Raw genomic sequence first — 6,746 nt, forward strand, 5'->3', positions numbered from 1 at the left:
AAACATGAACAACATCAACATCAAAAGACCGATTCTCGCGGACGTTCGCTGACGGCGACGGTTCGCGTTTTTGCGTCCACGAATAAATAAAATAAATTGGGAGAAAAAAGATGCGCCCCACCTCAAAGGCCATCGCACTGCTATCCGTCTCGGCGCTGGCGTTCACCTGGGCGGGCATCGCGCGTGCCCAGTCCGCGGCTGAAACCACCCAGAAGGACGATTCTCTGGACGAGATCGTCATCGTGGGCATGCGCAAGGCCCTGAACAACGCCCAGGAGTTCAAACGTAATTCCGAGGAGATCGTGGATTCGATCTCCGCCGTCGACATCGGCGCCTTGCCCGATCGTTCCGTGACCGAGGCGCTGCAGCGCGTGCCCGGCATCAGCATCGGCCGCACCAACGAACCGCGTGACATCGACCGCCTGAACATTGAAGGGTCGGGCGTGCAGATCCGCGGCCTGACCTGGGTGCGCTCCGAGATCAACGGGCGCGACAGCTTTGGCGCCAAGAACGGCCGCGCCCTGGGTTGGGAAGACGTGACGCCTGAACTGGCGGCCGGCGTCGACGTCTACAAGAACCCCTCGGCGGACATCGTCGAAGGCGGCCTGGGCGGCACCATCAACCTGCGCACGCGCATGCCGTTCGACAGCAACGACCAGGTCATCGGCCTGTCCGCCGACGCCACCAACGGCGACCTGCGCCACAAGTGGACGCCGTCGGCCTCCGGCCTCTATTCCAACCGCTGGGACACCAAGATCGGCGAGATCGGCATCCTGGTGGACGTCGCCCATTCGGAGCTCAGCAGCCGACTGAACGCCATCGAGGTCGATCCGTACAACGCCCATTCCACCACCACCAAGTCGTCCTACGACGGCGGCACGACGCTGAACTTCAACGGCGACAACTCCATTTCCGGCCAGCCGAAGTCCGTGGTCATGGTGCCCACCGGCGTGGAATATCGCCTGGAGGATCGCGACAAGACCCGCGATGGCCAATATGGCGCCATCCAGTGGAAGCCCAATGATGAGTTGGAGTTCTACGGCACCTACTTCCGCACCACGTCGAAGCTGATCAGCACTGACCATTTCGCCCAGACCTCGGCCTGCTGCTCCGCGACCAACAACCAGAATTTCCTGAACCAGCCGGCCAGTGGCACCAACTTCACCTACGACGGCGACGGCAATTTCTTGACCGGCACCATCGTCGATGGCCAAGGCGGCGGTAACGTCGTGCCCAACAGCTTCCTGCTGAACCTGGGCACCCGTTACGGCGAGGATAACAGCGAGACCTGGGACGCGGCGGGCGGTGTCAAGTGGAACCACGGCCGCTGGCATGTCAACGCCGACTTCCAGCGCATCTTCTCCCGCCGCGATGACTATGACATGACCGTCTACAACACGGTCACGGCCACCGGCGGTGTGGGCCTGGACCTGCGCGGCGACGTGCCCATCATCAAGATGCAGGACCTGACCGCCACGCCCAACGTTTTCAACCTGTACGCGGCCATGGATCATAATGAGATCGACAAGGCCGACCAGACCACGGGCAAGCTGGATACCACCTACGACATCGACGGCGATTTCCTGCGGTCGTTGAAATTCGGCTTCCGCTCGACGGACCGCCACTCCATCCAAAGGGATGGCGGCTACAATTGGGCGCTGATTTCCGCCCCCTGGGCCTTCACCGGCCAGACCGCGACCGTGGGCCAGTTCCCTCAGAACCAGCAAGTGGTCAATTTCAACAACTTCTTCGGCGGTTCCATGCCGTCGCTGTGGATGCCCAGCGTCGACTTGGCCAAGAACAAGACGCTGCTGTCCAGCTACATCCAGAAGCTGCTGTACACGCCCAACCTGGGCACCAATCTGGCGGCCTATACCGACGGCACCTACGGCTACTACTGCGCCACCTGCGGCCACGGCACCATCCCGACCTGGGCCACCAATGGGGGCAAGTACAGCCCGTTCCCCAACGGCAGCCTGGCCGGTTACCTGCCCATCTGGGCGGGCGCCCCGGTGGATGCCAACAACAGCCTGCTCAGCACGACCCAGCCGGTGGGCAGCAACATCACCTTCTGGCAGCCCTTCAACGGCAACTACAACTACGCGCCCACCTCCACGTCGGGTTTGGGCACCAACGACCAGACGGAACGGACCAACGCCATCTACGCCCAGCTCCGTTTCGGCCATGACGATCTGTTCGGCTGGAACCTGCCCTGGGACGGCAACATCGGCGTCCGTGTCGTGCGTACGGACAGCGAATCCATGGGCTTTGGCCATGTCGCGTCGCTCAGCCAGAATGGCGACACCTCGTCCTATTCGCCCGCGGCGTTGCAGGCGCTCCTGTTCGCCAACGGCGCCAACGCGCTCACGTCGTTCAGCAACCATTACACCGATGTGCTGCCCAGCCTGAACCTGCGTTTCAAGCCGCAGGATGACATGGCCATCCGCTTCGCGGCCGCCACCTCCATCGTGCGTCCGGACTTCTATCAGCTGTCGCCGTCCTTCACGATGACCGGCACCTATCAGAACCGTCCGGCCCTGGTTACGGACAAGGTGATCAACACCGTCACGAACCTGCCCTATACGCAGGCGGAACTGAACGCGGCGGCGGCGACGGGCAGCCCGGTCATGTACAACACCGGTGTTTCCTTCGCCTTCAACACCGGCAATCCCAAGCTGAAGCCCATGCGGGCCCAGTCCTTCGACCTGTCCTACGAATGGTACCTGAAGCCCGGGTCGATGGTGTCGTTCGGCGTGTTCGACAAGGAAATCTACGACTACATCCAGAGCGACCAGACGGTCGTCCAGGTGACCAACAACGGCATTACCCAGAACGTCGTCGGCAATGTGCCCCAGAACCATGGCCATGGCCGCATTATGGGCCTGGAAGGTCAGGTGACGTATTTCTATGACTTCCTGCCGGGCATTTTCAGCGGCCTGGGCACGGACGTCAACTTCACCATCCTGGACAGCAGCGGCACGCAGAACACCTCGGGCAGCGTCTTCGACGGCAGCCAGATCGGTGCCAGCAAGCTGAAGCTGCCGCTGGAGCAACTGTCGACCTACACCCTGAACGCGGCCCTGCTGTACACCAAGTACGACGTCGACTTCCGTCTGGCCTACAATTGGCGGTCGCGCTACCTGATGGCGGCTTCGGCCTCCAACGTCCAGGCGCCGGCGTACATGGAGGACTACGGCCAGTTGGACGCATCGCTGATCTACTCGATCAACGAGCACTTCAAGGTCGGTGTCCAGGCGGCCAACCTGCTGGCGACCAAGAACGTCATCTCGATTGACGAGCGTGACAACTGGTACTACGGCACCCAGGGCAACATGAGCGACAGCCTGATCTACAAGCACAACTACACGGTCGCGGACCGCCGCTATTCCCTGGTTTTCCGCGCGGTGTATTAATAAATCCCCATAAAGTTAAGCACAGGCGGCACCGCTGGCGACATCGGTGCCGCCCATTATTGGGTTGGTCTTCGGGGGGAGTGGTTCCATGTCCGCGTCCACGATCACGCGGTTGGTCATCGTCGGCGGGGGCACCGCCGGATGGATGGCCGCCGCCTTCCTGTCCAGCCTGTTCCCAGCCCGTCAGTTGACGCTGACCGTGGTGGAATCGGCGGAGATCGGTATCGTGGGGGTGGGGGAGGCGACCATTCCCCCCATCCAGGTCTTCAACAAGGCCGTGGGTATCGACGAGGCGGAGTTCCTGCGCGCCACGGAGGGTACCTATAAGCTGGGGATCGAGTTCGTGGACTGGCTGCGGCCAGGCCACCGCTACATGCACCCCTTCGGCCAGCCTGGCCAGCCCATCAACGGCGCCTCCTTTCATGCCTGGTGGTTGCGCCTGAAGGCGGAGGGCTATCCCCACCCCCTGTCCGATTTCTGGCTGAGCGAGGTGCTGGCCCGCAAGAACCGCTTCGACTTCCCGTCATCCGATCCACGCACGCCCAAATCCACCCTGTCCTACGCCTATCACTTTGATGCCGGCCTCTATGGCCAGTTCCTGCGGCGCATCGCGGAATCCCGGGGCGTTCGGCGTATCGAGGCCACGGTGGGCGCCGTCGCTCTGGATGGGACGGACGGCACCGTCAGCCACCTGGATCTGACCGACGGCCGGCGGGTCGAGGGCGACTTCTTCATCGACTGCACCGGCTTCCGTGGCCTGCTGATCGGCGACGCGCTGGGGCGGGAGTATGAGGACTGGTCGCATTACCTGCCCGCCAACCGGGCGGTGGCCGTACCATCCGAACGGGTGGCGCCGCCGGTGCCCTACACCACGGCCACGGCGCGCACCGCCGGCTGGCAATGGCGCATCAATCTGCGCCACCGCACCGGCAACGGCTACGTCTACGTCGACGACCTGATCAGCGATGACGAGGCGGCCGGGACGCTGTTGGCCAACCTGGACGGGGCCCCCCTGGCGGACCCCCGCTTCCTGCGCTTCACCACCGGCCGGCGGCGCCAGGCGCGGCACAAGAACGTGCTGGCCGTGGGCCTCAGCTCCGGCTTCCTGGAGCCCCTGGAATCCACCAGCATCCACTTCATCCAACATGCGCTGATGAAGTTCGCCGCCACGTTTCCCCTGGCCAAGGACGATCCGGTGTCCACCGGCATCTATAATCGCATCATGGCGGAGGAGTTGGAACAGGTGCGGGACTTCCTGATCTTCCACTACCATGCCAACGACCGGGTGGGGGAGCCGTTGTGGGATCGCGTCCGGACCATGCCCATTCCCGACAGCCTGGCGGAAAAGATGGCGCTGTTCCGCGCCCGCGGTTTCGCCATCTTCCCCAACCAGACGCTGTTCCAGGAGCCCAACTGGCTGGCGGTCCTGCTGGGCCAGGGTGTGGAACCCCGGGGTTACGACCCCTTGACCGACGTCGCCCCGCTGCAGGAGGTGCGCAGCGGCTTTGATGCCATGCGGCGCACGATCCAGCAGGTGGCGGAAGGCTGCCGCCCGCACGAGGCGTTCCTGGGCGATGCGTCCGCCACCCCGCTGCGGGGCCGGGCATGACGCCACCGCGCCTGCGCCGCATCCTGGTCGTCGGCGGCGGTACCGCCGGCTGGATGGCGGCATGCGCGCTGAACCAGGCCGTTCGTCTGGGTGGCACACGGGTGGAACTGGTTGAATCGGATGCCATCGGCATCGTGGGGGTGGGGGAGGCGACGGTGCCCACCATCCGCCAGTTCAATCAGGACATCGGCCTCGACGAGGTCACCTTCCTGAAGGCGACCCAGGGCACCTTCAAGCTGGGGATCGAATTCCGTGACTGGCGCGGCCCCGGCAACCGCTTCTTCCACGGCTTCGGCGACTATGTCGTCAACACCGGCCCCTATTCGACCTTGAACCACTGGCTGGTGGCCCGCGATCTGGTGGGGGATGCGGCGGGCGATTTCGACGCCTATCACATGGCCGCCGTCATGGCCTACGCCGGGCGCTTCGCGGCCCCGGACAAGGATCCGCGCTCCCCCTACCATTATTTCAGCTACGCCTTCCATTTCGACGCCGGCCTTTACGCCCGCCTGTTGCGCACCAAGGCGGAGCGTGAAGGCGTGGTGCGGCATGAGGGGCGCATCACCGGTACCGACCTGGATCCGGAGACGGGCTTCATCCGTGGCGTTCGGCTGGAGGACGGCCGTGATCTCTCGGCCGACCTGTTCATCGACTGCTCCGGCTTCACGTCCCTCATGGCGGATAAGGTGTTGGGGGAGCCCTTCCTGGACTACAGCCGCTGGCTGCCGGTGGACCGGGCCTGGGCTGTTCCCAGCGCCCGACTTGGGGCCCTGCCGCCCTACACCCGCGCCACGGCGCTGGAGGGGGGCTGGCAGTGGCGCATCCCGCTGCAGCACCGCACCGGCAACGGCTATGTCTTCTCCAGCGCGCATGTGTCGGAGGACGAGGCGCGGGCCCGCCTGCTGGCCAACCTGGACGGGGCGGCGCTGGATGAACCCCGCCTGCTCCGCTTCAAGACCGGGCGGCGCCAGCGCTTCTGGGTGCGCAACTGCGTCGCCATCGGCCTGTCCTCCGGCTTTGTCGAGCCCCTGGAGTCCACGTCCATCTCGTTGATCCAGGGCGGGATCACCCGCCTGATCAGCCTGCTGCCGGACCAGACCTTCAATCCCGCGCTGGCGGCGGAGTACAACCGCATCCAGGCGCTGGAGTTCGACCGCATCCGCGACTTCATCATCATGCACTACGCGCTGACCCAGCGCGACGACACCGATTTCTGGCGGGAACGGCGGACCATGACCCTGCCGGACAGCCTGGCCCAGCGTATCGAGACCTTCCGCGAGACCGGCCACGTGGTGTTGCTGAACGAGGAAACCTTCGTCACGCCCAGCTGGCAGGCCCTGTTCGTGGGCCTGGGCCTGGTGCCCACCCGCCGCGATCCCCTGATGGCGGCGCGGCAGCGGGACGAGATCGTGGAGAGCCTGCGCCTGCGCCGCAGCAGCCTGGCCCAGGCCGCCGCCCGTCTGCCCACCCACGCGGAGTTCATCGCCCGCCACTGCCGGGCGGGGGGCTGAACGTTGCGATCAGTCCTGTTCACCCGAGGGGAGGGAGCCATCGTCCTGTCGGGCGTGACGTATGTCGACGATTTCCACGATACGGCTTCGCTGGCGTAGCGTCAGCACGTAGGGGGCCACGACCAGACGTCGGGTTCCCGGAATCAACCCCGCTGGCGCCATAAGGGGATAGACCGCCAGCCTTTCCCGCGCGGCCCGGAATGGCTCAGATGC

The 6,746-nt window shown here is 64.7% G+C and carries 4 protein-coding genes; 3 read left to right on the forward strand and 1 reads right to left on the reverse strand.

Annotation, left to right across the window (positions count from 1 at the left end):
* The first annotated feature begins 110 nt into the window (after nucleotides 1–110).
* The 3 genes from I55_RS32545 (at nucleotide 111) to I55_RS00355 (ending at nucleotide 6,533) form a co-directional block, all read left to right on the forward strand.
* Nucleotides 111–3,413, forward strand: a complete 3,303-nt coding sequence (locus I55_RS32545; protein ID WP_049973694.1) for a TonB-dependent receptor — start codon at nucleotides 111–113, stop codon at nucleotides 3,411–3,413.
* Nucleotides 3,414–3,501: 88 nt separating this feature from the next.
* Nucleotides 3,502–5,022 carry a tryptophan halogenase family protein gene (locus I55_RS00350; RefSeq protein ID WP_044558418.1) on the forward strand — a complete coding sequence of 507 codons (1,521 nt, stop codon included), beginning with the start codon at nucleotides 3,502–3,504 and terminating at the stop codon, nucleotides 5,020–5,022.
* The gene (locus tag I55_RS00355; RefSeq protein ID WP_044558419.1) at nucleotides 5,019–6,533 is read left to right on the forward strand and encodes a tryptophan halogenase family protein; all 1,515 of its coding nucleotides are present in this window, start codon (nucleotides 5,019–5,021) and stop codon (nucleotides 6,531–6,533) included. The genes I55_RS00350 and I55_RS00355 overlap by 4 nt, the downstream gene beginning before the upstream one ends.
* A gap of 9 nt (nucleotides 6,534–6,542) precedes the next feature.
* On the opposite strand, the gene I55_RS35590 is transcribed toward I55_RS00355, so the two are convergent.
* Nucleotides 6,543–6,746: type II toxin-antitoxin system RelE/ParE family toxin (locus tag I55_RS35590; protein WP_159107078.1), on the reverse strand; the 204-nt coding region annotated here is incomplete at its 5' end.

Origin of the sequence: Azospirillum sp. B4 (genome assembly GCF_000333275.1) — a bacterium.
Lineage (GTDB): Bacteria > Pseudomonadota > Alphaproteobacteria > Azospirillales > Azospirillaceae > Nitrospirillum.

What these genes read in the sequence shown, in the direction of transcription:
- I55_RS32545 (WP_049973694.1), top strand. Translation starts at nt 111, where the DNA reads ATGCGCCCCACCTCAAAGGCCATCGCACTGCTATCCGTCTCGGCGCTG.
- I55_RS00350 (WP_044558418.1), top strand. Translation starts at nt 3,502, where the DNA reads ATGTCCGCGTCCACGATCACGCGGTTGGTCATCGTCGGCGGGGGCACC.
- I55_RS00355 (WP_044558419.1), top strand. Translation starts at nt 5,019, where the DNA reads ATGACGCCACCGCGCCTGCGCCGCATCCTGGTCGTCGGCGGCGGTACC.